Here is a 25,118-nt window from a genome sequence, read left to right on the forward strand (position 1 = left end):
CACGTCCGGAGCACAGGTACTCGCCGGACCGGGTGGGAAGTATCGAGGTATGACGTCCACCGTGGAACGCCCGGCTGCCCGGCGCCCGCTGCGCGCGCTGCGCGACGGCGTGCTCCGCGTCGCCGAGCTGGCGACGACGCCCCTCGTGCCGACCGACTTCCTCGACCTGGTGGACCCGTTGCGGTCCGGCGCCGCGCTGCGCGGCCGGGTGGTCGCCGTGCAGCCGGAGACCCGGGACGCGGCCACCGTCGTCATCCGGCCCGGCCGGGGCTGGCAGGGGCACGTCCCCGGCCAGTACGTGCGCATCGGGGTCGACGTCGACGGCGTCCGCCAGTGGCGGGCCTACTCCCTCACCTCGCACCGCGGCCGGGCCGACGGGTGCATCAGCATCACGGTGAAGGCGATCCCGGGCGGGAAGGTCAGCAACCACCTGGTCCGGGCCCTGCGGCCGGGCACCGTCGTCCAGCTCGACCAGGCCGCCGGGAAGTTCGTGCTCCCGGCGCAGCGGCCGGCCAAGGTCCTCTTCGTCACCGCGGGCTCCGGCATCACCCCGGTGATGGGCATCCTCCGGCACCTCGACGAGGGGCCGGACACCGACGTCGTCCTGGTGCACTCCGCGCCCACCGCGGACGACGTCGTCTTCGGCGCCGAGCTGCGGGCGCTGGCCGCCGCCGGCCGGATCCGGCTGGTCGAGCAGCACACCGACTCCGCCGGCCTGCTGGACGCCGCCGCGATCGCCGCGCTGGTGCCCGACCTCGCCGAGCGCGCCACCTGGGCCTGCGGCCCGGTCGGCATGCTGGAGGCGCTCGAGGCGGACTTCGCCGCGGCCGGGCTGGCCGACCGGCTCTACACCGAGCGCTTCCGCCCCACGGTGCTGGTGACCGGCGAGGGCGGCACGGTCACCTTCACCGGGTCGGGCACCACCGTGGACGCCGACGGCGCCACCCCGATCCTGGACGCGGCCGAGGAGGCCGGCGTCCTGATGCCCAGCGGGTGCCGGATGGGCATCTGCTTCGGCTGCGTGCTGCCGCTGCGCGAGGGCGCGGTCCGCGACCTGCGCAACGGCGAGGTGACCACCGCCGTCCCCGGGGACGGCGTGCTGGTGCAGACCTGCGTCAGCGCCGCCGCCGGCGCCTGCGCCATCGACCACTGACCGACCCCACCGACGACGACGAGGAGCCGGCCATGACGACCGTCCAGAAGAAGTCCCAGAGCCCCATCGACCACCTGACCCCCGCCGACGTCGAGGCCATCGGCGTCGAGCTCGACGCCATCCGCCAGGAGGTGCTCGACAGCCGGGGCGCGTCCGACGCCGCCTACATCCGCAAGGTCATCGCGGTGCAGCGCTCGCTGGAGCTGGGCAGCCGCGCCGTCCTGCTGGCGTCGAGGTTCCCGCCCGCCTGGTTCGTGGGGACGGTCGGCCTGTCGGTCGCCAAGATCCTCGAGAACATGGAGATCGGGCACAACATCCTGCACGGGCAGTGGGACTGGATGCGCGACCCGGAGATCCACTCCACGACCTGGGAGTGGGACATGGCCAGCCCGGCCGAGCAGTGGAAGCACTCGCACAACCAGCTGCACCACACGTACACGAACGTGATCGGCAAGGACAACGACCTGGGCTACGGCATCATGCGGGTCGACGAGGGGCAGCCCTGGCACCCGCTGTACCTGGCCCAGCCGCTGTGGAACTTCGTCAACGCCTGCTTCTTCGAGTACGGCATCGCCGCCTACGACCTGGAGCTGGGCAAGAACCTGGCCACCGCGAAGCGGCGCAGCGACCCGGCCTTCCGCGCCGCGGCCAAGGCCGTGCTGCGCAAGATCCGCCGCCAGGCGACCAAGGACTACCTGGTCCACCCGCTGCTGTCGGGACCGTCGGCCGTGCCGACGCTGGCGGCCAACTTCACCGCCAACGTGGTCCGCAACCTGTGGTCGCACTCGGTGATCATGTGCGGGCACTTCCCCGAGGGCGTGGAGACGTTCGAGAAGACCTCCATCGAGGGCGAGACCCGGGGTGAGTGGTACCTGCGGCAGATGCTCGGGTCGGCCAACATCTCCGGCAGCAAGGCCATGCACGTCATGACCGGCAACCTCTCCCACCAGGTGGAGCACCACCTGTTCCCGGACCTGCCGAGCAACCGGTACGCCGAGATCGCCCCCAAGGTGCGCGACCTCTTCGACCGCTACGGCCTGACCTACCACACCGCGTCGCTGCCGCGGCAGGTCGCCTCGGCCTGGCACAAGGTCTTCCGGCTGTCGCTGCCCAACGGCTGGCTCGCCGCGACGACGCCGGCCAACGCCCCGGCCCAGGTCGCCAAGCTGTACAAGATGACCACCGGTGGCCGGAAGGTCCGCCGGGCACTGCAGGCCGCCTGAGCGGGCCGACCGGCGGCTCCCCCGTCGCCGGTCGACCCAGCAGGCGGGCTCCCGGTACCGGGAGCGCCCGTGCTCCCGGTACCCAGAGCTCCCCGGCGGGTCAGCCGGGGACCGGCTCGGTGACGAGGTCGGCCTGCCACAGGTCGGGGCCGAAGACCTCGTACTGCACGTCGCGGGCCGGCACGCCGCGGTCCAGCAGGGCGCTGCGCACCGCCTTCATGAACGGCAGCGGCCCGCAGAGGTAGTACGCGGCGCCCTCGGGCAGCTCGACCTCGTCGAGGTCCATGACGCCTTCGTGCACGCCGGCCACCGGCAGCGTGCCGCCTGCGCCCCGCTCGAACCAGACGTGCGCGGTGGCGTGCGGCAGCTTGTCCACGTCCGCGAGCACCTGGGAGCGGAGCGCGAAGGACTCCTCGTCGAGGTCGGCGTGCAGCAGGGTGATCGGCAGCCGGGAGCCGGCCGCGGTCAGGTGGGACAGCATGCCGGCCATCGGGGTGATCCCGATCCCGGCGCTGGCGAAGACCACCGGGCGGCCGGAGTCGTCCAGCACGACGTCGCCGAAGGGCACCGACAGGGTGAGCACGTCCCCGACGCCGACGGAGTCGCACAGCAGCGTGGACACCTCGCCGGCGGGCTTCCCGCCCTCGGCGCGGACCCGCTTGACGGAGAACTGTCGGTGCTCGCCGTCGTCGGCGCGGGTGAGGCTGTACTGCCGCGGCTGGTGGACGCCGTCGGGCATCGGCACCTTGACCGTCACGTACTGCCCGGGCAGCGACGTCTTCACCAGCCGGTCGTCGACCCGCCGGACCCGGAAGGTGACCACGTCGGCGGTCTCCTCGACCTTCTCGGTCACCTCCCAGTCCCGCCATACCGTCTCCGGCCGCACCCCGCGGGCGCTGTAGAGGCCGCGCTCGATGTTCATCAGCGCGTGCGCCATCAGCCAGTAGACCTCGTCCCACGCCGCGGCGACCTCGGGGGTGACGGCGTCACCGAGCACGTCGACGATCGCCCAGAACAGGTGCTCGTGGACGACGTCGTACTGGGCGGGGGTGACGCCGAGCGAGGCGTGCTTGTGCGCGATCCGGGCCAGCAGGTGCTCGGGCACCTGCTCCGGGGTCTTCACCAGCGCGCTGGCGAAGACGGCGACGGAGCCGGCCAGCGCGACCTGCTGGGTGCCCTCGGACTGGTTGCCCCGGTTGAACACGCCGTCGAACAGCTCGGGGTGGGCGGTGAACAGGTGCTGGTAGAAGCGCCGGGCGATCTCCTCGATGTTGTCGGCGACGGCGGGCAGGGTCGCCTCGATCACGGGACGGGAACGGTCGGACAGCACGGGCACTCCTGGTCGGTTCGGGCGCGGCCCCCGGCCCGGGGACCCGGGGCGGGACAGCGAGCTGATCGCCGGTTGCGCAGCGTGTGCTTACGGTCGTTAGAGTTTCGCTGACAGGGCACGGCAGCACCACCGCAAGGCAAGGGGGAGCGCGCGCGTGGACGTCGCGGCGATGCGGGCCAACTTCGGCAAGGCGGCAGCGGCCGGGGACGAGGCGCCGCTCTGGTTCTACTCACACCTGTTCCTGAGCCACCCCGAGACCCGGCAGCTGTTCCCGGTCTCGATGGCCCACCAGCGGGACCGGCTGTTCGCCGCCCTGGGCGAGGTGGTGGCCCGGGTGGACGACCTGGACTCGCTGGTGCCGATCCTGCAGCAGCTGGGTCGTGACCACCGCAAGTTCGGCACCGTCGCCGCGCACTACCCGGCGGTCGGCGCCAGTCTCCTGGCCACGCTGGAGCACTTCGACCCCCAGTGGGACGAGCAGCTCGCCGCCGACTGGACGGCGGCCTACCAGCTGGTGGCCCAGGTCATGGTGGAGGCCGCCGAGTCCGTGGACGACCCGCCGTGGTGGGACGCCGAGGTGGTGGCGCACGAGCGCCGCAGCTTCGACATCGCCGTCCTCCGGGTGCAGCCCAAGGAGCCCCTGGAGCACGCGCCGGGGGAGTCGATCTCGCTGGAGACCGAACGCTGCCCGCGGCTGTGGCGCTACTACTCGCCGGCCACCGCCGTCCGTCCCGGCGGGCAGCTGGAGCTGCACGTCAAGGCGCACGACGGCGGGCCGGTCAGCAGCGCCCTGGTCCGCCAGGTCGGGGTGGGGGAGATGCTGCGCCTCGGGCCGCCGGTCGGGCACCTGTCCTTCGACGCCGACTCCGACCGCGACCTGCTGCTGGTGGCCGGGGGCACCGGGCTGGCGGCGGTGAAGTCGATCCTCGACCACGTCGTCCGGATGGGCCCGGTGCGGCGGGTCGACCTGTTCGTCGGCGCGCGGACCGAGGAGCACCTCTACGACCGGGAGGAGCTCGACCGGCTCGCCGACGAGCACTCCTGGCTGACCGTCGTGCACGCCGTCTCCGGCGACCCCTGGTCCGCCCTGGAGCACGGCGACATCGGCGAGGTGGTGATGCGCCGGGGCCCGTGGACCAGCCGGGACGTCTACGCCGTCGGACCGGCGCCGATGGTGGACGACACCGTCGCCCGGCTCGAGCGGCACGGCGTGCCGCGGCAGCGCATCCGCACCGAGGTCTTCGCCCCCAGCCGCCCCAGCCCGACCGTCGACGGAGAGGTGACCTCATGAGCATCGAGCAGCAGGAGGCGGGAGGCCCGGAGGTCCGGCTGACCCCGGCCGACGTGCAGCAGGTGACCTTCCCGCGGTCCACGATGCTGCACCCCGGCTACAGCGAGGGCGAGGTCGACCGGTTCCTGGACCGGGTCGGCGCGGAGCTGTCCCGGCTGCAGGCGGAGAACGCCGAGCTGCAGGGACAGCTGGCCGACCTGGCGCAGCGACTGCACGCCGCGGAGTCCCGGCCGGGGCCCAGCGAGCAGGCGGTGGGGATCCTGGCGGCGGCGCAGCAGACCGCCGACCAGTACGTCGCCGAGGCCGAGGCGTTCAGCCGGGTGATGACCAGCGAGGCGCGGGAGCAGTACGAGGACCAGCTGCGGCAGGCCCGGGAGAAGGCCGGCGCGATCATCCAGGCGGCGCAGGAGGCCGCGCAGGACGCGGTCGCCGCCGACGTCGAGGCCCGGCCCGCCGGGACCGGGCACCCGGACGCCGAGGCGGTGCAGCGGCAGGTCGTGTACCTGCAGGCCTTCGGCCAGGCGTGCCGGGTGCAGCTGCGCTCCTACCTGGAGGCGCTGCTCGCCGACGTGGAGGCCGAGTGGGGGCGCGCGGACCCCGGCGGGCTGCCCGCGGGCGCGGCGCAGGTGCCGGTGCCGGCCCCGATCCGGGTCCCCCAGCCGCCGGCGCACCCGGCCGTGGAGGCGCCCGCGGGGGCCGGCGGGGACCAGGACGCGCACGAGCCCAACGTCGTCCGGCAGGTGGCCGGCCCCTCGTCCTGACCGGCCGGCCCTCAGGGCCGGGCGGCGTCCGTCCGGCGCGGCAGCAGCACCGCACGGAGCCACTGGTGGGTGCGGCGGTCCCAGGTGCGCTCGGCCGCCCAGGCCACCCGCTCGGCCGCGAGGTGCGCCGGCTCCTCGGCGGCCGCCCGCATCGCCGCCGCCATGGCCGCCGCACCGGCCACCACGGCGGTGTGCGGCGGCACGTCGCTGGAGTGCTCCAGGTGCCCGGCCGTCGCGACCACCGGGACCCCCCGCGCGCAGTAGTCGTAGGTCTTCATCGACGACTGGCCCAGGGCCCGGTCGGCCACGTCGGGCAGCAGCCCCACCGTGGCGGCGTCCAGCACCCCGGGCAGCCGGGCCCGGTCCAGCGGGCCGTCGTAGCGGAACCGCCCGCCGGTCTCCTCCCGCAGCGCCAGGAACCGCTCGGCGGACGCCCGCTGGTGCAGCGGGAAGACCAGCGGGCCGTGGACGGTCAGCGTCCAGTCGGGGAGCGCGGTGAGCACCGCCCGGACCAGGTCGACGTCGAACCGCTCGCCGATGCTGCCCACGTACACGGCGTGCCGGGGCCGCCGCCGGGCTCCCCGCGCTGCCGTCAGCAGGTCCGGGTCGGTGCCGTTGGGGACCACCGCGGGAGAGCGGCCCGGGAAGAGGTCGGCGAGCACCCGGTTCACCACCACGATCGCGTCGGCCTCGTCGGCGATGCGCCGCAGCTGGTCCGGGAGTCCGCGGGCTCGCGGCAGCAGCCGGGCCCAGTCGTCGGTGCAGTCGAAGACCCGCCGGCCGCCGACGGCCCGGGTGGCCCGCCACTCCCACGGCAGCATGCACACGGTGAGGTCCTCGGCCCAGCCGGACCGGCGCAGGAAGGACCCCAGCAGCGCGGAGTCCAGCCGCTCGGCCGGGCCGTGGCGGTGCCCGGGCAGCACGGTGGAGCGCTCGGTGACCGAGACCCCCGGGGCGGCCTCCTGGTAGCGCGCCCGCCGCAGGTGCCGCCACCAGTTGGCCGGGTCGGTGCGCACCCGCCGCACGTCGGCCGGGGCCTGGACGAAGCGCACCGGGACCCCGCGGCGCACCAGCTCGCGGGCGATCATCTGCTCGCGGCGGACGGCCGGGTGCCAGGGGTCCTTGGCGAGGAACCCGACGCCGGCCGGCGTCGGGCCGGGGGTGAGCTCCAGCGGTGTCCTCCTGCGGTCGCCGGCCCACCCCTCGTCCCGGTGACGAGCCCGCGCGGACCAGACTGCGCACCATGATGCGGAACGGGGGACCGGTCGGCCCGCTGGGGTCGGCCACCCGGTGGCTGCGCCGGCCGACGCTGCTCCCGGCCGCGCTGGTCCACCGCCTCCCGGACCGGCAGAAGCGCGCCGTGCTGTTCTGGCAGGCGCACGGCCGGCGGCCGCACGTCCGCCGTCCGCGGACCTTCACCGAGAAGGTCAACTGGCGGGTGGTCAACGACCGGCGGCCGCTGATCGGTCAGCTGGGCGACAAGCTCGCGATGAAGGCCTACGCGGCCCGGGTGTGCCCCGGTGTGCGGGTGCCCCGGGTGCTGTGGGCGGGGACGGACGTCGGCGAGCTGGCCGGCGTCGCGCTGCCGGCCTCCTGGGTGCTCAAGCCCAACCACGGGACGATGCGCGTGCACGTCGGCTCAGGCCGCCCCGACGTCGGGGAGCTGCGCCGGCTGACCGCGGGCTGGCTGGACGAGCCGCTGTACGCCTCCCGTGGCGAGTGGGTGTACAGCCAGGCCCGGCGGCTGCTGCTGGTCGAGGAGTTCCTGGGCTCGCCGGGCCGGCTGCCGGTCGACTCCAAGTTCCTCGTCGCCGGCGGGCGGGTCCGGGTCGTGCAGGTCGACACCGCACGCCTGGGCGGCGAGCACCGGCGCCGGCTCTACACCCGGGACTGGACTCCGCTGTCGGTCGTCGAGGCGGTCCCGCCCGGCCCGGTGGAGCCCGCGCCGGCCACGCTGCCGGCTCTGACCGCGGTGGCCGAGACGCTGGGGCGGGAGTTCGACTTCGTCCGGGTGGACCTCTACGACGTCGGCGGCGAGATCTGGTTCGGCGAGCTCACCCCGTACCCGGGCGGCGGGCTCGACCCGTTCGACCCCGTCCTGGACCGGCAGCTGGGTGCGGCCTGGCAGCTGCCCCCGCTGGACGCCGTCCGCGCGCGGCCCCGCTGACCACCCGCCCCCGCCCCGTCCGACCCCGGAGGTACCCGATGTCACCCGACCCCTCGTCCTCGCTGCGCGCCCGCTGGGCGGCCGGCCGGCCCGCCCACGGCCTGTGGAGCCAGCTGCCCGGGGTGGTGACCGCCGAGCTGCTGGCCGGGACCGGCGCGGACTACGTCGTCCTGGACCTGCAGCACGGCGGGCTCGCCGAGACCGACCTGCCCGGCGTGGCCGCCGCCGTCGTGGCCGCGGGGTCGGTCCCGCTGGTCCGCACCCGCAGCCCCCACCCCGCCGACCTCGGCCGGCCGCTGGACCTCGGGGCGCACGGGGTGATCGTCCCCAGCGTGCTGGGAGCCGACTCCGCCCGCGCCGTGGTCGACGCCTGCCGGTACGCCCCGCTGGGCACCCGGTCGGCCGGGCGGCTGTCCGGCGGGTCCGCCGAGCCGCTGGTCGTCGTGATGGTCGAGACGGCGGGCGCGCTCGCGGACCTGGACGCGATCCTCGGCCTGGACGGGCTGGACGGCGTCTACGTCGGTCCGCTGGACCTGTCACTGTCGCTGGGGCTGGCCGGCGAGGAGGGCCGGGACCGGCTGGGTGAGGTCATCTCCTCGGTCGTCGCCCGGGCGGTCGCCGCCGGCGTCCCGGTGGGCGTGCACGCGATGGCCGGTCTGCAGGCGGCGGCGTACGCCGCCGCGGGCGCCACCATCGTCACCGCGACCATGGACACGACCGCGCTCGGGGCGGCGCTGACCGACCACCTGCGGGCCGCCCGCGGGGGCTGAGCCGCCGGGCTGCCGGGGGGTCGGCCGGACCGGCGGCGGGTGTGGTACCGGAAGTGCACCCTTGTGGGTGACACCGGACGGGTGTTGGCTGCAACCAGCCAGCGGGAGCGCACGGAGCCGTCCCGCGTCGAGCGGGGGGTCCCGGATGAGGTCGTGCCGTACTGCCGTCGTGAGCGTCGCGGTCACCGTGCTGGTGGGGGCCGGCACCTCGGTCGCCTCGGCCGCGCCGGAGACCGTGCCGGCACCGCTGCCGGGCCCGGCCGTCGAGCTGGCCTGGGCCGACTGCGGCGCCAGCCCCGAGGCCACCGCGGACGGGGTCCAGTGCGCCACCGCCGAGCTGCCGATGGACTACGACGAGCCCGGTGGCGAGCAGGTCCAGATCGCCGTCGCGAAGGTGCCGGCGGCCGACCCCGAGCAGCGGATCGGTTCGCTGTTCTTCAACTTCGGCGGGCCCGGTGGCCCGGCCGTGGACTACCTCCAGGCGGCCGGCGCGGGGGTCTTCGGCACCCTCAACCAGCGCTTCGACATCGTCGGCTTCGACCCGCGCGGCGTCGGCCAGAGCACCCCGGCCATCGACTGCCGGGCCGACCAGGAGACGCAGGGCATCTACTCGGTCCCGGTGCCCACGCCGCTGGACATCGACGTGGACGCCTACGTCGCCAAGACCCAGGCCTACGTGGACAGCTGCCTGGAGAACAACGGCGAGATCCTGGAGCACGTGTCGACGGCGAACGTCGCCCGGGACATGGACGCGCTGCGCGCCGCGGTCGGCGACGAGCAGCTCAGCTACCTGGGCTTCTCCTACGGCACCTTCCTCGGCGCCACCTACGCCAGCCTGTTCCCGGACCGCTTCCGCGCACTGGTGCTGGACGGCGCCTTGGACGCCGACGAGTACATCAACGACCCGATCAGCAACATCGCCTCGCAGACGGCCGGTTTCGAGCTCGCGCTGGCCCGGTTCACCGAGGCCTGCGCGGTCGACCAGGAGGCGTGCTCGGGCTTCGGCGGGACGGACCCCTACCTGGCCTACGACCAGCTCATCGCCGCCGCCGAGGCCGCCCCGATCCCGGCCGAGGGCTTCACCCCTGACCCGCGGGCGGTCGGGGCCGACGAGATCCGGCTGGCCACCCTCTCGCTGTTGTACGCCAAGCAGCTGTGGCCCTTCCTCGGTGCGGCGCTGGCCGAGGCGGCCGCCGGTGACGGGTCGACCATCCGCGCGGTCTTCGACAACTTCACCGGGCGCGAGGAGGACGGCACCTTCTCGCCGTCCACCGACCGGTACTTCACCATCGGCGCGAGCGAGCAGCGGTACCCGCAGGACCTGCAGGTCTACCTGGACCGCGGCTCGGAGTCCTGGGCGTCGTTCCCGCACTTCTGGTCCAACAGCGGCTACGCCGAGATCGCCTACGCGCTGTGGCCGGCACGCGACGAGGACGCCTTCGCCGGCCCGTTCGCCGTCGACCCGGGGGCGCCCGCCGCGCTGGTCATCGGCACCACGTACGACCCGGCGACGCCGTACGCGGGTGCCGTGCGACTGACCGCCGACCTGGGCAACGCCCGGCTGCTGACGATGGAAGGTGACGGGCACACCGCCTACGGCGGCAACTCGGCCTGCATCGACAGCGCCACCGAGGCCTACCTGATCGAGGTGGTGCTGCCGGTGGAGGGGACCGTCTGCGAGCAGCAGGTGCCCTTCGAGGCGCCTGCGCCGGTGGAGCCGGAGCCCGCACCGGAGCCGGAGCCCGCGCCGGAGCCGGAGCCGGCGCCCGAGGTGTCCACGGGCACCGTGGTCGGCGCGCTGATGGGCAGCCGCCGCTGAGTCCCGACCCGGCGGCCGGCCGGTCGGCCGGCCGCCGGGAGCACGGGAAGGGACCGGCCGCACCGCGCCGGCGGGTCCGGCGGCTGCCGGGACAGGACGGGAAGCGGACGGACGACGAGCTCTGTCCCTACAGCCCCACACCCGAGCGGCCACCGGTCGTCTGGCCGAGGGGCGCGCGGGTGGCGTAGCACCTCGGTCTGGACGTCGACCACCACCAGGTCGACGAGCCGTCCCCGAGCATCTTCGGAGACCGCGGGCCTGGCCCCCGACCCGCTCGACCACGGCCGGCGGGACCACGGGCCCCGGATGGGGACCTGGCGGCTGATCGAGGGCCCGGACCGGCACGGCGTCCCGGCCACCGTGCCGCTGGACTCCGACGTCTGCACCCGGTGCCCGCAGGTCATGGAGGCCGGCCGCGAGCGCGGCTGAGCCTGGCTCACCCACGGCCGGGACGACTCCACCGGGTCCCGAGTTCCCAGAGGCGGTCCGCGACCGGGCTGATCCGACGTCCCCGCCGGGACAGGGGCTCAGGCGTCCGGCGCGACGCCGGCGGGGGACGCCACCCGGTCGGCCTCGCGACGGCGCCGGGCGGCCCGCTGGGTCAGGTGCAGGCTGACCGCCACGTAGTAGCCGACGTAGCCGAGCGAGAGCGCCACCACCAGCGGGTGGGGGTCGGGGTACTGCACCAGCAACAAGGCGTACGTGCCGATCCACACGGCGGTGAGCACCAGGCTCAGCGTGCGCAGCAGCTGGGTCCGCGACGGGTACAGGTACCGCACCGGCACGAACACCAGCGCCGAGCACACGACCAGCAGCGCGGCGGTCACCGGCCGGCCCAGGTCCAGCACGACGACGTAGAACGCCAGCACGTTCCAGTAGCTCGGGAAGCCCAGGAAGGTGTGGTCGTCGGTCTTCGCGTCCACCCGGCAGAACTGGTAGCTCGAGGCCAGCAGCGGCAGCGCGGCGAGCACCCACCCCGGCGGCCCGTCCGGCAGCGCCCCGGTCGTCCACAGCAGCACCACGGGGGCGAAGACGTAGGTGAGGTAGTCGACGATGTCGTCCAGCCGGGCACCGTCGAACCAGGGGATCGTCTCCTTGACCCGGAACCGGCGGGCCAGCATCCCGTCGGTCCCGTCGACGACCAGGGCGGCCAGGCCGATCCACAGGGCAGCGACGGCGTTGCCGTCGAACGCGGCCAGGACGATGAGCAGTCCGAGCACGGAGCCGCTGGCGGTGTAGACGTGGACGGCTGCACCGGCCAGGCGTCCACTCAGGGGGAACACGTGCGCCCGCCCGCCTCCGTCGTCCGTCGTCCCGGGTACCCGGTGGCCCACCGCAGGGGCCGTGTCATCCCGCGGCGAGAACTCTCCCACACCGCCGGCGGGCGAGTGGGGCGACCCGTCGGGCCCGGTCAGTCGGGCGCGGCCCCGGCGGCGACGCCGAACCGGTGACCGGGTGAGCCACGTGCTTCTCCGCACCGGGACCTCCTCTCCGGGCCGCCGGGCGGACCGCCGGCCGGCGGACCGGTAAACGCGACCATGGGCATCTTGCCCCCTGACGGGCGACTGCGCGGAGCAACCGGGCGAGCACCTGGATGGTGAGCGGCCTGACGTCATCGCCCGTGCCTGCCCTCCGATCGCCGGAGCAGGCGATGCGGACGGCCGTCACCGGTCCCGGGAGGGGGACCGGCCGCCGGCGATGACTTCCGCGCCCCGGGACCGTCTGAGGGTGGAGAGATGCTCTGCCGGCGAGCCGACCCGAGGAGTCCCATGACCACGTCCGCACCACTCGCGATCGAGGCGACCGGCCTGACCCGGTCCTTCGGGTCGACGACCGCGGTCGCCGGCATCGACCTCGCCGTCCCGGCCGGCGCCATCTACGGCGTCCTGGGGCCCAACGGGGCGGGGAAGACCACCACCATCCGGATGCTGGCCACCCTGATCGCGCCGGACTCCGGCTCCGCCCGGGTGCTGGGCCACGACGTGGTGGCCGAGGCCGACGCCGTCCGCGCCCTGGTCAGCCTCACCGGGCAGCTCGCCTCGGTCGACGAGGAGCTCACCGGCCGGGAGAACCTGGTCCTGCTCGGCCGGCTGCTCGGCCTGCGCTGGGCCGCGGCACGGGCCCGGGCCGACGAGCTGCTCGCCGCGTTCGGGGTCGACGAGGCCGCCGGCCGGCTGGTCAAGCACTGGTCGGGGGGCATGCGCCGGCGGCTGGACATCGCGGCGAGCATCGTGGTCACGCCGCGGTTGATGTTCCTCGACGAGCCGACCACCGGCCTGGACCCGCGGTCCCGCAACCAGGTCTGGGAGATCGCCCGGGCCCTGGCCGCAGAGGGGACGACGATCCTGCTCTGCACCCAGTACCTGGAGGAGGCCGACCAGCTGGCCGACGGCCTCGCGGTCATCGACCGGGGGCGGGTGATCGCCGAGGGCACGCCCGGCCAGCTCAAGGCCTCGGTGGGCACCGGCGCGCTGCAGGTCCGGTTGCTGGACCCAGCGCGCCGTCCCGACGCGGCACGGGTGCTGACCGGCGCGGTCGGGCCGGTGACGCCGGCGCCGGACCCGGCCGCGCTCTCGGCGGTCTGCTCGGACGCCGGCCGCGCGGCCACCGGGGTCGCCGAGCTGGCCCGCGCCGGCATCGGCATCGCCGAGTTCTCCCTCGCCCAGCCCAGCCTGGACGAGGTCTTCCTGGCCCTCACCGGCCACGTCGCCGACACCCCGACCGCCGAGGAGCAGCCGTCATGAGCACCGTCACCCCGGCCACCGGGACCGCCGACACCCTCGCCGTGCGGCGGGCCATCGCGACCACCGCGCGGCCGCCGCGGCCGGGGCCGCTGTCCGCCGCGCTGACCTTCGGCTGGCGCGGCATGCTCAAGGTCAAGCACGTGCCCGAGCAGCTGCTGGACGTCACGGTGACCCCGGTGATGTTCGTGCTGATGTTCACCTACCTGTTCGGCGGGGCGATCGCCGGCTCGACCGCCGCCTACCTGCAGTACATCCTCCCGGGGATGCTGGTGATGTCGGTGCTCTTCACCACCGTCTACTCCGGCGTCGCGCTCAACACCGACCTGACCAAGGGCGTCGTGGACCGGTTCCGGTCGCTGCCGATCTGGCGGCCCGCGCCGCTGCTGGGGGCCCTGCTCGGGGACAGCGTCCGTTACGTGCTGGCCGGCACCGTCATCCTCGTGCTCGGCGTCGTCCTGGGGTACCGGCCGGAGGGCGGCCCGCTGGGCGCGGTGGCGGCACTGGCCCTGGTGGTCGTGTTCTCCTTCGGGCTGTCCTGGGTGTTCTCCGTGCTCGGGCTGCTGCTGCGCTCGCCGAACGCGGTGATGAACTCCGGGTTCATGGCGATCTTCCCGCTGACCTTCGTGTCCAACGTGTTCGTCGACCCGGCCACGCTGCCCGGACCGCTGCGGGCGTTCGTCGACGTCAACCCGATCTCCGTCCTGGCCACCGCGTCGCGCTCGCTGATGCGGGGGGAGCCCGACGGCACCGCGATCACGGTGTCCCTGGCCGTGGCCGTGCTGCTCGCGGTGGTGTTCCTGCCGCTCACCACCCGCCTCTACCGCAGCCGTTGAGGCGGCGGCCGGCCCGGGCGGTCAGGTGGCCCGGTGCCAGCGGGCCCGGCCCCAGACCGCGGCCACCCCCAGCGGGACGGCGAGCAGGGCGGCGAGGGTGAAGACCGTCCGGTACCGGCCGGCGTCGGCCAGCCCCGCAACGGCCACCGCGGTGAGCGCGCTGCCGCAGAACAGGGCGCCGGCGAACAGGGACACGACGGTGGCCCGCGCCGCCGGCAGCACCTCGGTGGCCCAGGTCTGCAGCGAGGAGTGCAGGGCGGCCCAGGCCAGCCCCAGCAGCAGCGTGACCACGACCGCCGGCCCGACCGACCGGGACGCGGCCAGCAGCAGGCAGGCGGCCAGCGCCGCCGTCGCGCCCAGCGCCATCAGCCGGGCCGGGTGGGTCCGGGCGGACAACCGGCCCACCACGGTCGCGAAGACCAGGACGGCGACGCCGTAGACGGCCATGACCCCGCCGGCCACGGCCGTGCTGGCGCCGGCCGCCTCCACCGCGGGAGGCAGCAGGGTGAGCACGCCGATCACCACCCCGCCCTCCAGGAAGGCCAGGCCGAGCACGAACAGCGCCCCGCGGGACCGCGCGACGGTGCCCAGCGGCGCGAGGAAGCTGCGGTGCGACCGGGTGCGCGGCGGCTCGGCCAGCAGTCGCAGCGCGACCGACAACACCAGCGCGACCAGGCCGGTGGCCACGAACACCGCGCGCCAGGTCCACAGCTGGGCCACCACACCGGCGCCGACGGAGGCGACCGCCGTCCCGGCGGCGACGCCCACCATCAGCCGGGTGAGCTCCCGCTGCCGCCCGGCGGCGTCCACGGTGTCGCCCACGTAGACCATCCCGGACGGGTAGGCGGCCCCGAAGAAGGCGCCGCCCACCCCGCGGGCGACCCCGAGCAGCAGTGGCGTCCCGGCGGAGGCGGCGGCCAGCGCGGCCAGCCCGGCGACCAGCACGGCGACCCGGATGGTGCGGACCAGGCCGAGGGAGTCCGACACGAGTCCCCAGACCGGCTGGGACAGGCCGTAGGCGAGGAAGTAGGCGCCGGCGGCCTGCACGACCGTGGACAGCGGGACGTCGAGGTCGGCGGCGATCGCCACCAGCATCGGCGGCATCGCGAACCGGTCGACGACGCTGACGAACGCGTTGGCCTGCAGCAGCCGGATGGGCGGCACCCGTCCGGAGCAGGCCCTCGGCACCGGCCGACCGTAGCCCCGGTCCGGTGCTGGCCGGCGAGGCTCAGCCCGGGAGGACCACCACGCCGTCGTCGTCGGACCAGACCTGGTCCCCGGGCCGGAAGGTCGCGCCGCCGAAGGTGACCTCGACGTCCCGCTCGCCGGCGCCGGTCTTGGTGCCCTTGCGCGGGTTGGAGCCCAGCGCCTTCACCCCGAGCGGCATGCCGGCCAGCATGGCGGTGTCGCGCACCGCGCCGTGGACGACGACGCCGGCCCAGCCGTTGTCGATGGCGAGCTGGGCGATGACGTCGCCGACCAGGGCGGTGTGCAGCGACCCGCCGCCGTCGACGACGAGGACGCCGCCGTCGCCCGGGCCGGACAGGATCGACTTGAGCAGGGCGTTGTCCTGGTGGCAGCGGACCGTGGTCACCCGGCCGGTGAACGCCCGGTGCCCGCCGTACTGGCGCAGCGGCAGGTCGACCGACCCGAGGGCCTCCTCGTGCTCGTCGTAGAGGTCTGCGGTGGACCAGGTCATCGTCGGTGCTCCTCGTGTTCGGGGGTCGGCGTTGCGGTGGAGTCGGGAGGTGGCTCGGCACGGTCGGTCCGCAGACCGCGGGCGGCCACGGCGACCGCGGCGAGGGCCGCGGCGGTGGCGCCCAGCACGCCCGCGGCGCCCGCGCCGGCGGCCACCAGGCCCACCGCGCTGGGCAGCACGACCTGGCCGAGCCGGTTGCCGGTCAGCCGCAGGGACATCGCCCGCCCGCGCAGGCCCGGCGGCGCCGTCTCGGCGAGCCAGGACATGGTGAGCGGCTGGCCCACGCCGAGCCCGAGGCCCAGCAGGACGACGACGACGGCGGTCGCCCACGGTGGGAGGGGAGCGCCGACCGCGGCCATGGACACCGCGGACAGGGTGACGCTGCCGATCATCAGCCGGCGGCGGCCCAGCCACCGGGCCAGCCGGCCGAGCAGCAACCGGGACGTCATGGAGGCCAGCGCCCGCAGCGTCAGCAGCAGGCCGATGAAGCCGGCGGCGAGGTCCCGGTCCGCGCCCAGGGCGGGGAGGTAGACCAGGGTGATGTCCACGGCGGCCAGCACGACGCAGCTGATCACCAGGGCCCGGGTGAGCCCGGGGATGCGCAGCAGGGTGCCCATCCCGCCGGTCTCCGCGGCGCCGGTCGCGCGGTCCCCGCGCGGGACGCGCAGCGGGACGGTGCAGGCGAGCAGGACGCCGGCGAGCACGGTCGCCACCAGGAACAGCGTGCCGGTGTCCGGGATGGCCTGACTGCCGCCGGCGACGATGATGAGCCCCGGCCCGACGGCCTGGCCGAGGGAGGCCGCGAAGGTGTAGTAGCCGAAGGCGGCGTCGAAGGTCCCCGGGCCGGCGGAGTTGGCCACCGCGGCCTGCTGGCCGACGACGCACAGCAGGTGACCGGTGCCCAGCACGGCGATGCCCACGACCAGACCCACGGGGCCGGTCGCGGCGGTGGCGAAGACGGCACCGGCGGCGAGGAGCAGCAGCGAGCCGGTGACCATGACGCGGCGCTCGCCGAACCGGTCGGTGGCCTGTCCCGCGGGGACCGCCAGGAACAGCGGGACGACGGCGAAGCAGGCGGTGAGCGCCCCCAGCCAGGCCGCCGGCACGTCCAGCTCGATGGCCCGGTAGGTGGCCGCCGGCCGCAGCACGAAGGTGACGACCTGGGTGAGCGCGGACTGGACCAGGAGCAGGGCGAGCAGTCGTCGTCCGGTCCTCGACGCCGGGGTGCGGGTCCGGGTCACGCGCCGGTGCCCCGGCCCCCGGCGCAGTCTGCCGACCGCACGGTCACACCGCCTCCTCCGTCGTCCACGTGCCAGTCTGCGCTGGCCGCACGTCCCGCTCGTCGTGGCGGCGGGGCGGCCTCCGCCGCCCCGCCGCACGATGCCTCACTCGCCGTCCCGCGGCCTGTCCTCGGGGGACGGACGCCGTTCGACCGACACGGCGGTGGTCAGCCCGTGGTGGTGATGGGCCTCCTCGATCTCGTGCACCGCCTCCGACAGCACCGGGACGGCCTTGCGGGGCAGCAGTCGCCGGGCCACCGGCCACAGCAGGACCAGCGCGACGATGACGTAGACCACCACGGCGATCGGCTCGAAGAGGCCGCCGACGTCGCCGTTGCTGATCTGCAGCGCCTGGCGCAGCTCCTCCTCGGCGTAGGGCCCGAGGATCACGCCGATGATGGCCGGCAGGAGCGGGAGCCCGTACCGCCGCATCATGAAGCCCAGCGCCCCGATGACCAGCAGCAGGAACAGGTCGAAGGGGTTGGCGTTGGCCGCGTAGGCGCCGAGGCTGGCGAAGAACAGGATGCCCGCGTACAGGTAGGTGCGCGGAATCCGCAGCAGCTTCGCCCACAGCGGGGCCAGCGGCAGGTTGAGCACCAGCAGCGCGGTGTTGCCGATGAACAGGCTGGCGATGAGGCCCCAGACCAGCTCCGGCTCGGTGTCGAAGAGCCGGGGGCCCGGCTGGATGCCGTAGCTGGAGATCGCCGCCAGCATGACCGCAGCGGTGGCCGTCGTCGGGATGCCCAGGGTGAGCAGCGGGACCAGGCCACCGGCGGCCGAGGCGTTGTTGGTCGCCTCCGGCCCGGCGACGCCCTCGATGGCGCCCTTGCCGAACTCCTCCGGGTGCTTGGACAGCTTCTTCTCGGTGACGTAGGAGAGGAAGGTCGGGATCTCCGCCCCGCCGGCGGGGATCGCCCCGAACGGGAAGCCGATGGCGGTGCCCCGCAGCCACGGCTTCCACGACCGGCTCCAGTCCGACCGGCTCATCCGCGGGTTCCCGACCGGGATGACGTCGATCGGACGCCGGCGCAGGTGCGCCGCCGTCCACAGCGCCTCACCCACGGCGAACAGGCCGACCGCCACGACGACCACGTCGATGCCGTCGGCGAGCTCCGCGATGCCGAAGGTCAGCCGCTGCTGTCCGGACGTGGCGTCGATCCCGATGAGCCCGATGGTCAGGCCGAGCCCCAGAGCTGCCAGACCGCGGACCCGCGAGCTGCCGAGCACCGACGTCACCGCGATGAACGCGAGCACCATGACGGCGAACCGGTCGGCCGGGGAGATCTCGACCGCGAGCTCGGCGACGGTGGGCGCCACCAGCGCCAGGGCGAGGGTCGCGAGGGTGCCGGCCACGAACGAGCCGATCGCGGCCGTGGCCAGTGCCTGGGCCGCCCGGCCGGCGCGGGCCATCTTGTTGCCCTCGATCGCGGTCACGACCGAGGCGCTCTCCCCGGGGGTGTTGAGCAGGATCGACGTCGTCGAGCCGCCGTACATGCCCCCGTAGTAGATGCCGGCGAACATGATCAACGCGGTGGTCACGTCCAGTCCCCGGGTGAGGGGGAGGAGCAGGGCGAGGGTCATGGCCGGGCCGATGCCGGGGAGCACGCCGATCGCGGTGCCCAGCAGGACGCCGAGCAGGGCGAACATGAGGTTGGTCGGCGTCAGGGCGGTGCCGAAGCCGCCGATGAGGCTGGAGAACGCGTCCATCAGAGGATCCCCTCAAGCACGCCGACCGGCAGGCTGATGCCCAGGCCGAGGACGAACAGGTACCAGGAGCCCACGCCGAGGACGACGGCGATGGCGATGTCCCGGACGTGGTGCCGGCTGCCGAGGGCGAAGGCGCATCCCCAGAACAGGATGGCCCCGGAGATCGGCCAACCGAGGGGCTCGATCAGGAACGCGTTCGAGAGGAAGGCGACCGCGAGGAGTCCCACGGTGCGCCAGTCGGTGCCGCCGCCCAGTTCGATGTCCTCGCCACCCTCGGGCTCACCGCGGCCGCCGCGCCGCACGTCCAGGGCCAGGAAGACGCTCACGATCACCAGCAGCGCGCCCACGACGATGGGCACCGACGCCGGACCGACCGGTCCGCGGGCGATCCGGCTCGCGGGGAGCAGCAGCGCCGAGACGACGACGAGGAGGCCGACCGCCCCGAGGAACAGGGCCACTCCGTACTCGGAGCGGCCCTGCTCCACGGTGCTGCTGCCCTCGGGGGCAGAGGTCACGCCAGCCCCAACCCGCTCAGGACGGACTCGACGCGCTTGCTCTCCTCGTCCAGGAACCCGCCGAACTCGTCGCCGGTCTGGAAGGAGTCGGTCCAGCCCTGGTCGGTGAGGACCTTCTGCCACGCGTCGCTGCCGTGCATCTCGGTGATCACGTCGACGAAGCGCTGCCGCTCGTCGTCGGTGATGTCGGGGGCGGCCACGATGCCCCGCCAGTTCGAGAAGACCAGGTCGATGCCCTCGTCGGTCAGGGTCGGGGCGTCGACGCCCTCGACGGCCTGCTCGGTGGTCACCGCGAGGATGCGGACGTCCCCGGACGCGGCCGACTCGGTGACCTCGCCGACGCCGGTCGCGGCGAAGGCGATGTCCCCGCCGAGGATGCCGGCGAGCAGCTCGCCACCGCCGTCGTAGGGCACGTAGTTGACGTCGGCCGGGGTGACGCCGACCTCCTCGGCCAGCAGCATCGGGGTCAGGTGGTCGGGCCCGCCCGGGTTGGAGGCGCCGCCCACGGGCGTGCCGCCGGGGTCGGCCTTCCACGCGGTGACCAGGTCGTCCATGCTCTGGAACGGCGAGGCCGCAGGCACGACGATCGCCTCCGCCTCCTCGATCAGCTTCGCGATCGGGGTGGTCTGGTCCAGCGTCGCCTCGGACTCGTTGCTGTACTGGGCGCCGACCACGCCGAGGCCCATCTGCATGAGCAGCTCGGCGTTCCCCTTCTCGTTGACCAGGCGCTGCAGGCCGACGGTCCCGCCGGCGCCCTCCATGTTGAACACCTCCAGCGACTCGGCGAGACCCTCGTCCTCGAGCACCTGGGCCCAGGCCCGCGCGGTGGTGTCGTAACCGCTGCCGGGGGAGTTCGGGACCATCACCCGCAGGCCGCTGATCGGACCTTCCTCGGTCCCACCGCCGGCGGCGGAGCCGCCCTCAGCCGTGGTGCCGCAGCCGGTGAGCACGAGGCCGGCGGCGACGGCGCCGACGGTCAGCCTCCGCAGGGAAGCAGTGCGCATCTGGGTTCCTCCTGTGTGTCCGGCGGGTTCCCGCCGGTTGAAGGAAAGATGGCGGCGGCTGTGCGCCGTGTCACCCTTGCGTGCGCAATGAGCTTTGTGGTCGTTGTGTCCACCCCTCCCACCGGTCGCGGTGGACGTCATGCTGGACCGGCCCACCATCGAGGCCCTACGTCGGGAGGTGCACGTGACCCGGCGGCTGTCGCTGGCCGGCCAACTGCTGGCGCTGCAGGTGGTCATCATCTGCGTCGTCCTCATCGGGGTCGTCGCCGTCACCGTGGCCCAGTCGACCAGGGGGGCACAGGAGATCGAGGGACGCCGCGCGCTGGCCGTGGCGGAGACGCTCGCCAACGCGCAGGCCACCCGGGAGGCGATGGCGGCCGGCGAGATCCGGTACCTGCGGGTCGCCGCCGAGGTCGCGCGCAGCAACTCCGGCTCCGCGTCGGTCGTGGTGGCCGGCGCCGACCGGACCGTCCTCGCGACCGCGGACCCGGAGGAGCTCGGCGCACGCTTCGACGTCGGGGACAGCCCGGTGCTCTCCGGCCGCTCGTGGACGGGGGAGCGTTCCCTCGACGGCGACCGGGCCGCGGGGGCGATGGCCCCGGTCTACAGCATCGACGGCGAGGTCCTCGGCTTCGTGGCGGTGCAGCGGCTGTACCCGTCGCTCCTGGACGGGCTCGCCGCCGCCACCCCCAACCTGCTGACCTACCTGGGGCTGGCCAGCGTGTTCGGGATCGGCGGGTCGTTGCTGGTCGCCCGCCGGGTGAAGCGGCAGACGCTGGGCCTGGAGCCCCCGGAGATCGCCGGGCTGGTGGAGCACCGGGACGCCATGCTGCACGGCATCCGGGAGGGGGTGGTCGGGCTGGACCTGCGCGGGCGGGTGACGCTGATCAACGACGAGGCCATCCGGCTGCTGCGCACGCCCGGGGACGCCCTGGGCCGCACCCTGGCCGACCTCGGCATCGGGGAGGAGCTGCGCGACGCGCTGCTGTCCTCCGACGTGGAGCGCGACCGCGCCGTGGCCAGCGGCGGGCGCGTGCTCGTGCTCAACCGGTTGCCCATCGCCAGCCGTGGGCGGCCGATCGGCTCGGTCACCACGCTCCGGGACCGGACCGAGCTCCTGGAGCTCCGCCGGGAGCTCGACCGGACCCTGCACATCACCGACACCCTGCGGGCACAGGCACACGAGTTCGACAACCGGCTGCACACGATCGCGGGGCTCATCGAGATCGGCGAGCCCGAGGAGGCGGTCCGGTTCGTGCACCGGGTGACCTCGAGCCGCTCGGAGTTCAGCGCCACGGTGACCTCGGCGGTCCGCGACCCGTCGGTCGCCGCGCTGCTCATCGCCAAGGCCAGTCAGGCTGCCGAGCTCGGTGTCGACCTGCGGATCGCGACGGACTCCTCACTGCCCGTGCTGCCCGAGGAGCTCAGCGGTGACGTGACCACCGTCGTCGGCAACCTGGTCGACAACGCCCTCGACGCGGCCGCGACGGCCCCCGAGCGCTGGGTCGAGGTCACCCTCGGTCTGGTGGACGGCGAGGTGGAGGTCGTCGTGCGGGACTCCGGGCCGGGAGTGCCGGTGGGGATGGAGAAGGAGGTGTTCCGCCGGGGTGTCTCCACCAAGGTGGGCGGCTCGGGGGAGCGCGGCATCGGCCTGTCCCTGGTCCTCCTGCTCTGCACCCGCAGGGGCGGTGAGGCCATGGCGTCCTCCGACGGCGGGTCGGTGTTCACCGCCCGGCTGCCGTTCGACGCGGAGACCGCGGCCGGGGAGCTGGTGGACGCATGATCGGCGTGCTGATCGTCGACGACGACTTCATGGTGGCCAAGGTGCACGCCGGCTTCGTCGCCGCGCTGGACGGCTTCGAGGTGGTCGGGACCGCGTCCACCGGCGCGGCGGCGATCGAGGCGGTCCAGCGCTTGCGACCCGACCTCGTGCTGCTCGACGTCTACCTGCCGGACACCACCGGGCTCGAGGTGCTGCGCCGGCTCCGCGCCCAGGGGTCCCGCACGGACGTGATCGTCATCAGTGCCGCCCGCGACGTCGACAGCATCCGCGACGCCCTGCACGGAGGCGTCCTGCACTACCTGGTCAAGCCCTTCGACCGGCGCACCTTCGAGTCGCGGCTGCGTGACTTCGCGGCGCTGCGCAGCGAGCTGGCCGAGCTGGGCGAGGCGGGGCAGGGCGACGTCGACCGCCTCTTCGGCGCGGCGCGGGGGAGCGCGCCCAGGCAGCCGGTCAGCACACCCAAGGGGATCGCAGCCGAGACGCTCGCGCTCGTCCGGGAGACGCTGGCCGCGGCGGGCGAGGCAGGGCTGTCCGCCACCGAGTGCAGCGAGCGGACCGGCCTGGCCCGGGTGAGTGCCCGGCGGTACCTCGAGCAGTTGGTCACTGACGGCGAGGCCGACGTCCGGCAGCGCTACGGGACCGCGGGACGGCCGGAGCGGCGCTTCTCGCTGCGCGGACCGCGCCGACCGTCTCCCTGACCGCAATGACCGGAACGTCCGTTAGCGCCGCAATGCTGACGGCGGCCGGGAGGTGCGCCACGCTGCCGGCATGACGATCGTCGTGGGCTACGTCCCCACCCCCGAGGGCGAGGCGGCGCTGGCCGCCGCGATCAGCGAGGCGCGGCTGCGCCAGGAGCCACTGCACGTCGTCAACACCTCGCGCGGCGACTCCCTGGTCGACACCCGCTTCGCCTCGGACGACGCGCTGGCCGCGGTCCGGGCTCGACTGGACGAGTCCGGGGTGGTGTACGAGCTCGACCAGCACGTGGGAGGCCACGAGGCGTCCGAGGAGCTCGTCGACCTCGCCGAGCGCGTCCGGGCCAGCCTGATCGTCATCGGTCTGCGCCGGCGCACGCCGACCGGCAAGCTCCTCACCGGCAGCCAGGCGCAGCGGATCCTGCTGGACGCCACGTGCCCGGTGCTGGCGGTGAAGGCCCAGTAGGAGAAGGACCCCCTGCCCCCCGCCACTCGCACGCTCGCGGCGGGACCCTGCAGGGGGCCGTCAGGTGAGGACGTCCAGCCCGTCCCCGGGACCCTCGGCGAGGTTGCGGAAGATGGTCCGGAGGCTCTGCGCCAGGTGCTCGGCGATCGCCGCGGCGGCTCCGTCGGCGTCCCCGGCGAGCAGCGCGTCGCACATCCGCAGGTGCTCGGCGACGGAGACCTCCACCCGCCGGGGGTCGATGTGCGACAGGTTGCGCAGTCGCGCGGTGTGCGGCCGGAGCTCGGCGATGGTCCGCCGGAGGTGCTCGTTGCGGGTCGCCCCGATGATCGCCCAGTCGAACCGGTCGGCCACCTCGTAGAACGCGCGGGACCGGGCCTGTGAGGGGGCCCGGCGCTCGATCCGGGAGAACTCGGTGCGCAGCGCGGCGAACGTGCGGCGGAGCGCCGGGTCGGCCGCCGCGGCCTCGGTCGCCTGCCGGGCCGCGGCGGGCTCGAGCAGCGACCGGAAGTCGAACAGGTCCCGGACGCTCTGCAGGGAGACCCGCGAGACCCGCGCCCCCTGCCGCGGCACCAGGTCCACCAGACCCTCGGCCGCGAGCCGGCGCAGGGCCTCACGGACGGGGGTGCGGGACGCCCCCGTGCGCTCGACCAGCGAGAGCTCCGACAGCGGCGTCCCGGGGGCGAGCTCGCCGAGCTCGATCTCCTCCCTCAGCCGGCGGTGGACCAGGTCCGCCTTGCTGACGTCGGGCTCCGCGGCGTCCGGCCCGGTCGTCACGAGGTCTCCTCCGCGGGGAACGGGACCCCGGTGTCCGCGCCCAGTGAGCGCAGGTCCGACAACGACTGCTCGGCGAGGACGACGCCACCGGCCGCCAGGTTCGCCGCCTCGGCGCGGTCCTCGACCTCGCCGGGGTAGTAGACCTCGTCGAAGCCCTGGGCGAGCGGGACCGTCTTCACCTCGTCGATCAGCTGCCGCACCCGGGACTCGTAGCCGGTGCGGTCACCGAATGCCCCGGGGTCGATGGCCAGGAAGAGGTGCCCGGCGCCGCTGCGGCGGTCGGCCTCGTACGGCCCGTGCACCCCGGTGCCGACGGCGCTGCCGGTCAGGGCGCCGGAGAGGACGTCCATCAGGAAGGTGATGGCGTAGCCCTTGTGGCCGGCCATCGGCAGGACCACGCCGAGCACCCCCTCTGCCGGGTCGGTCGTCGGCGCACCGTCCGCGGTCAGCGCCCAGGTGTCGGGGATCTGCTCCCCGCGGTTCTCCGCGAGGTAGATCTTGCCCCGGGCCACCGCCGTGTTGGCGATGTCGACCGCGACGACCCGGCCGTCCGGCCCGGGGGCCGCGATCGACCAGGGGTTGGTGCCGAGCCGCTTCTCCCGCCCGCCCCAGGGGGCCATCGCGGGACTCGCGTTCGTCGTGAGCACCGCGACGCACCCGTCCCGGGCGGCGCGGCGGGTGAAGTACATGGCCGTGCCGAAGTGGTTGGAGTTGCGCACCCCGACGACGCCGACCCCGTGGGTCCGGGCCCGCTCGACGGCCAGCCGGCGGGCCCGCTCGGTGAGCACCTGGCCGATGCCGTCGCGCCCGTCGAGCAGCGCGAGGGGCCCGGTGTCGGCGAGCACCGCCGGATCGGTGACCGCGCGCATGGCGCCGGACCGCAGCCGGGCGGCGTACCACGGCAGGCGGAGGAACCCGTGCGACTGGTGACCCCAGAGGTCGGCCTGCACCAGGCTGTCGGCCACCAGCGCACCGTCGGCGGCCGGGACGCCGAGCGAGACGAGAACGCGTGTCCCGAACTGGCGGAGGGCCTCCGGCGCGATCCTGCCCGTGCGGTCGTGCATGGCATTGTGTCCCATGCTGTATACAGTAACGCGTACAAGC

Annotated in this window: 24 protein-coding genes; 13 read left to right on the forward strand and 11 right to left on the reverse strand. The window is 74.5% G+C overall.

Translation table 11 applies throughout. The annotated features are described in order from the left end of the window. The first annotated feature begins 61 nt into the window (after window positions 1-61). Together ACWIX6_RS10625 and ACWIX6_RS10630 are read left to right on the forward strand one after the other, a co-directional pair. Complete coding sequence (locus ACWIX6_RS10625) at window positions 62-1,153, forward strand: ferredoxin reductase (RefSeq protein WP_448616818.1); 1,092 nt, start codon at window positions 62-64, stop codon at window positions 1,151-1,153. A 32-nt stretch (window positions 1,154-1,185) separates the two neighbouring features. Further along, window positions 1,186-2,376 (forward strand): fatty acid desaturase family protein, encoded by a 1,191-nt coding sequence (locus ACWIX6_RS10630; RefSeq protein ID WP_448616819.1) that lies wholly within the window; start codon window positions 1,186-1,188, stop codon window positions 2,374-2,376. Between the two features lie 100 nt (window positions 2,377-2,476). Here the strand turns inward: ACWIX6_RS10630 and ACWIX6_RS10635 are convergent, their stop codons facing one another. After that, the gene (locus tag ACWIX6_RS10635; protein WP_448616820.1) at window positions 2,477-3,706 is read right to left on the reverse strand and encodes a globin domain-containing protein; all 1,230 of its coding nucleotides are present in this window, start codon (window positions 3,704-3,706) and stop codon (window positions 2,477-2,479) included. A 154-nt stretch (window positions 3,707-3,860) separates the two neighbouring features. Here ACWIX6_RS10635 and ACWIX6_RS10640 point away from each other — a divergent pair, with 154 nt between their 5' ends. Both ACWIX6_RS10640 and ACWIX6_RS10645 read left to right on the forward strand, forming a co-directional pair. After that, window positions 3,861-4,997, forward strand: a complete 1,137-nt coding sequence (locus ACWIX6_RS10640) for a globin domain-containing protein (RefSeq protein WP_448616821.1) — start codon at window positions 3,861-3,863, stop codon at window positions 4,995-4,997. Beyond that, a complete protein-coding gene (locus tag ACWIX6_RS10645) occupies window positions 4,994-5,758 on the forward strand; it encodes a DivIVA domain-containing protein (RefSeq protein ID WP_448616822.1) in 765 nt (254 codons plus the stop codon). Before ACWIX6_RS10640 ends, ACWIX6_RS10645 begins: the two co-directional genes overlap by 4 nt. 11 nt (window positions 5,759-5,769) lie before the next feature. On the opposite strand, the gene ACWIX6_RS10650 is transcribed toward ACWIX6_RS10645, so the two are convergent. Then, window positions 5,770-6,846, reverse strand: a complete 1,077-nt coding sequence (locus ACWIX6_RS10650) for a hypothetical protein (protein WP_448616823.1) — start codon at window positions 6,844-6,846, stop codon at window positions 5,770-5,772. 155 nt (window positions 6,847-7,001) lie between these two features. On the opposite strand from ACWIX6_RS10650, the gene ACWIX6_RS10655 reads away from it, so the two are divergent. The 4 genes from ACWIX6_RS10655 (at window position 7,002) to ACWIX6_RS10670 (ending at window position 10,943) form a co-directional block, all read left to right on the forward strand. Further along, the gene (locus tag ACWIX6_RS10655; RefSeq protein WP_448616824.1) at window positions 7,002-7,925 is read left to right on the forward strand and encodes an ATP-grasp fold amidoligase family protein; all 924 of its coding nucleotides are present in this window, start codon (window positions 7,002-7,004) and stop codon (window positions 7,923-7,925) included. Between the two features lie 38 nt (window positions 7,926-7,963). Beyond that, window positions 7,964-8,695: an HpcH/HpaI aldolase family protein gene (locus ACWIX6_RS10660; protein ID WP_448616825.1), complete on the forward strand. Its 732-nt coding sequence runs from the start codon at window positions 7,964-7,966 to the stop codon at window positions 8,693-8,695. Window positions 8,696-8,864: 169 nt separating this feature from the next. Next, window positions 8,865-10,514, forward strand: coding sequence for an alpha/beta hydrolase (locus tag ACWIX6_RS10665; protein WP_448616826.1), 1,650 nt, complete (start codon window positions 8,865-8,867; stop codon window positions 10,512-10,514). A 306-nt stretch (window positions 10,515-10,820) separates the two neighbouring features. After that, window positions 10,821-10,943 (forward strand): hypothetical protein, encoded by a 123-nt coding sequence (locus tag ACWIX6_RS10670; RefSeq protein WP_448616827.1) that lies wholly within the window; start codon window positions 10,821-10,823, stop codon window positions 10,941-10,943. A gap of 98 nt (window positions 10,944-11,041) precedes the next feature. Here the strand turns inward: ACWIX6_RS10670 and ACWIX6_RS10675 are convergent, their stop codons facing one another. Then, window positions 11,042-11,797, reverse strand: coding sequence for a CDP-alcohol phosphatidyltransferase family protein (locus ACWIX6_RS10675; RefSeq protein WP_448616828.1), 756 nt, complete (start codon window positions 11,795-11,797; stop codon window positions 11,042-11,044). Between the two features lie 486 nt (window positions 11,798-12,283). Between ACWIX6_RS10675 and ACWIX6_RS10680 the strand changes: the two genes are divergently transcribed. Continuing rightward, window positions 12,284-13,258: an ATP-binding cassette domain-containing protein gene (locus ACWIX6_RS10680; RefSeq protein ID WP_448616829.1), complete on the forward strand. Its 975-nt coding sequence runs from the start codon at window positions 12,284-12,286 to the stop codon at window positions 13,256-13,258. Then, a complete protein-coding gene (locus tag ACWIX6_RS10685) occupies window positions 13,255-14,091 on the forward strand; it encodes an ABC transporter permease (protein ID WP_448616830.1) in 837 nt (278 codons plus the stop codon). The genes ACWIX6_RS10680 and ACWIX6_RS10685 overlap by 4 nt, the downstream gene beginning before the upstream one ends. A gap of 21 nt (window positions 14,092-14,112) precedes the next feature. On the opposite strand, the gene ACWIX6_RS10690 is transcribed toward ACWIX6_RS10685, so the two are convergent. From ACWIX6_RS10690 to ACWIX6_RS10715, 6 genes are all read right to left on the reverse strand, one after another. Beyond that, window positions 14,113-15,279 carry an MFS transporter gene (locus tag ACWIX6_RS10690; protein WP_448616831.1) on the reverse strand — a complete coding sequence of 389 codons (1,167 nt, stop codon included), beginning with the start codon at window positions 15,277-15,279 and terminating at the stop codon, window positions 14,113-14,115. Between the two features lie 40 nt (window positions 15,280-15,319). Next, window positions 15,320-15,790: a ribonuclease E activity regulator RraA gene (rraA, locus tag ACWIX6_RS10695; RefSeq protein ID WP_448616832.1), complete on the reverse strand. Its 471-nt coding sequence runs from the start codon at window positions 15,788-15,790 to the stop codon at window positions 15,320-15,322. Next, window positions 15,787-17,031, reverse strand: coding sequence for an MFS transporter (locus tag ACWIX6_RS10700; protein ID WP_448616833.1), 1,245 nt, complete (start codon window positions 17,029-17,031; stop codon window positions 15,787-15,789). The genes rraA and ACWIX6_RS10700 overlap by 4 nt, the downstream gene beginning before the upstream one ends. Window positions 17,032-17,175: 144 nt before the next feature. Beyond that, on the reverse strand, window positions 17,176-18,777 hold the full coding sequence (locus tag ACWIX6_RS10705) for a tripartite tricarboxylate transporter permease (protein ID WP_448616834.1): 1,602 nt from the start codon (window positions 18,775-18,777) through the stop codon (window positions 17,176-17,178). Next, window positions 18,777-19,292, reverse strand: coding sequence for a tripartite tricarboxylate transporter TctB family protein (locus tag ACWIX6_RS10710; RefSeq protein WP_448616835.1), 516 nt, complete (start codon window positions 19,290-19,292; stop codon window positions 18,777-18,779). Before ACWIX6_RS10710 ends, ACWIX6_RS10705 begins: the two co-directional genes overlap by 1 nt. Continuing rightward, complete coding sequence (locus tag ACWIX6_RS10715) at window positions 19,289-20,296, reverse strand: Bug family tripartite tricarboxylate transporter substrate binding protein (RefSeq protein WP_448616836.1); 1,008 nt, start codon at window positions 20,294-20,296, stop codon at window positions 19,289-19,291. The genes ACWIX6_RS10710 and ACWIX6_RS10715 overlap by 4 nt, the downstream gene beginning before the upstream one ends. 139 nt (window positions 20,297-20,435) lie before the next feature. On the opposite strand from ACWIX6_RS10715, the gene ACWIX6_RS10720 reads away from it, so the two are divergent. The 3 genes from ACWIX6_RS10720 (at window position 20,436) to ACWIX6_RS10730 (ending at window position 23,240) form a co-directional block, all read left to right on the forward strand. Then, a complete protein-coding gene (locus ACWIX6_RS10720; RefSeq protein ID WP_448616837.1) occupies window positions 20,436-22,079 on the forward strand; it encodes an ATP-binding protein in 1,644 nt (547 codons plus the stop codon). Next, a complete protein-coding gene (locus tag ACWIX6_RS10725; protein WP_448616838.1) occupies window positions 22,076-22,777 on the forward strand; it encodes a response regulator in 702 nt (233 codons plus the stop codon). The genes ACWIX6_RS10720 and ACWIX6_RS10725 overlap by 4 nt, the downstream gene beginning before the upstream one ends. 70 nt (window positions 22,778-22,847) lie before the next feature. Continuing rightward, on the forward strand, window positions 22,848-23,240 hold the full coding sequence (locus ACWIX6_RS10730) for a universal stress protein (RefSeq protein ID WP_448616839.1): 393 nt from the start codon (window positions 22,848-22,850) through the stop codon (window positions 23,238-23,240). A 60-nt stretch (window positions 23,241-23,300) separates the two neighbouring features. Here the strand turns inward: ACWIX6_RS10730 and ACWIX6_RS10735 are convergent, their stop codons facing one another. Beyond that, window positions 23,301-24,014: a GntR family transcriptional regulator gene (locus ACWIX6_RS10735; protein ID WP_448616840.1), complete on the reverse strand. Its 714-nt coding sequence runs from the start codon at window positions 24,012-24,014 to the stop codon at window positions 23,301-23,303. Next, window positions 24,011-25,093, reverse strand: a complete 1,083-nt coding sequence (locus ACWIX6_RS10740) for an Ldh family oxidoreductase (RefSeq protein ID WP_448616841.1) — start codon at window positions 25,091-25,093, stop codon at window positions 24,011-24,013. Before ACWIX6_RS10740 ends, ACWIX6_RS10735 begins: the two co-directional genes overlap by 4 nt. Between the last annotated feature and the right edge of the window lie 25 nt (window positions 25,094-25,118).

It is taken from the genome of Modestobacter sp. URMC 112 (assembly GCF_053502575.1).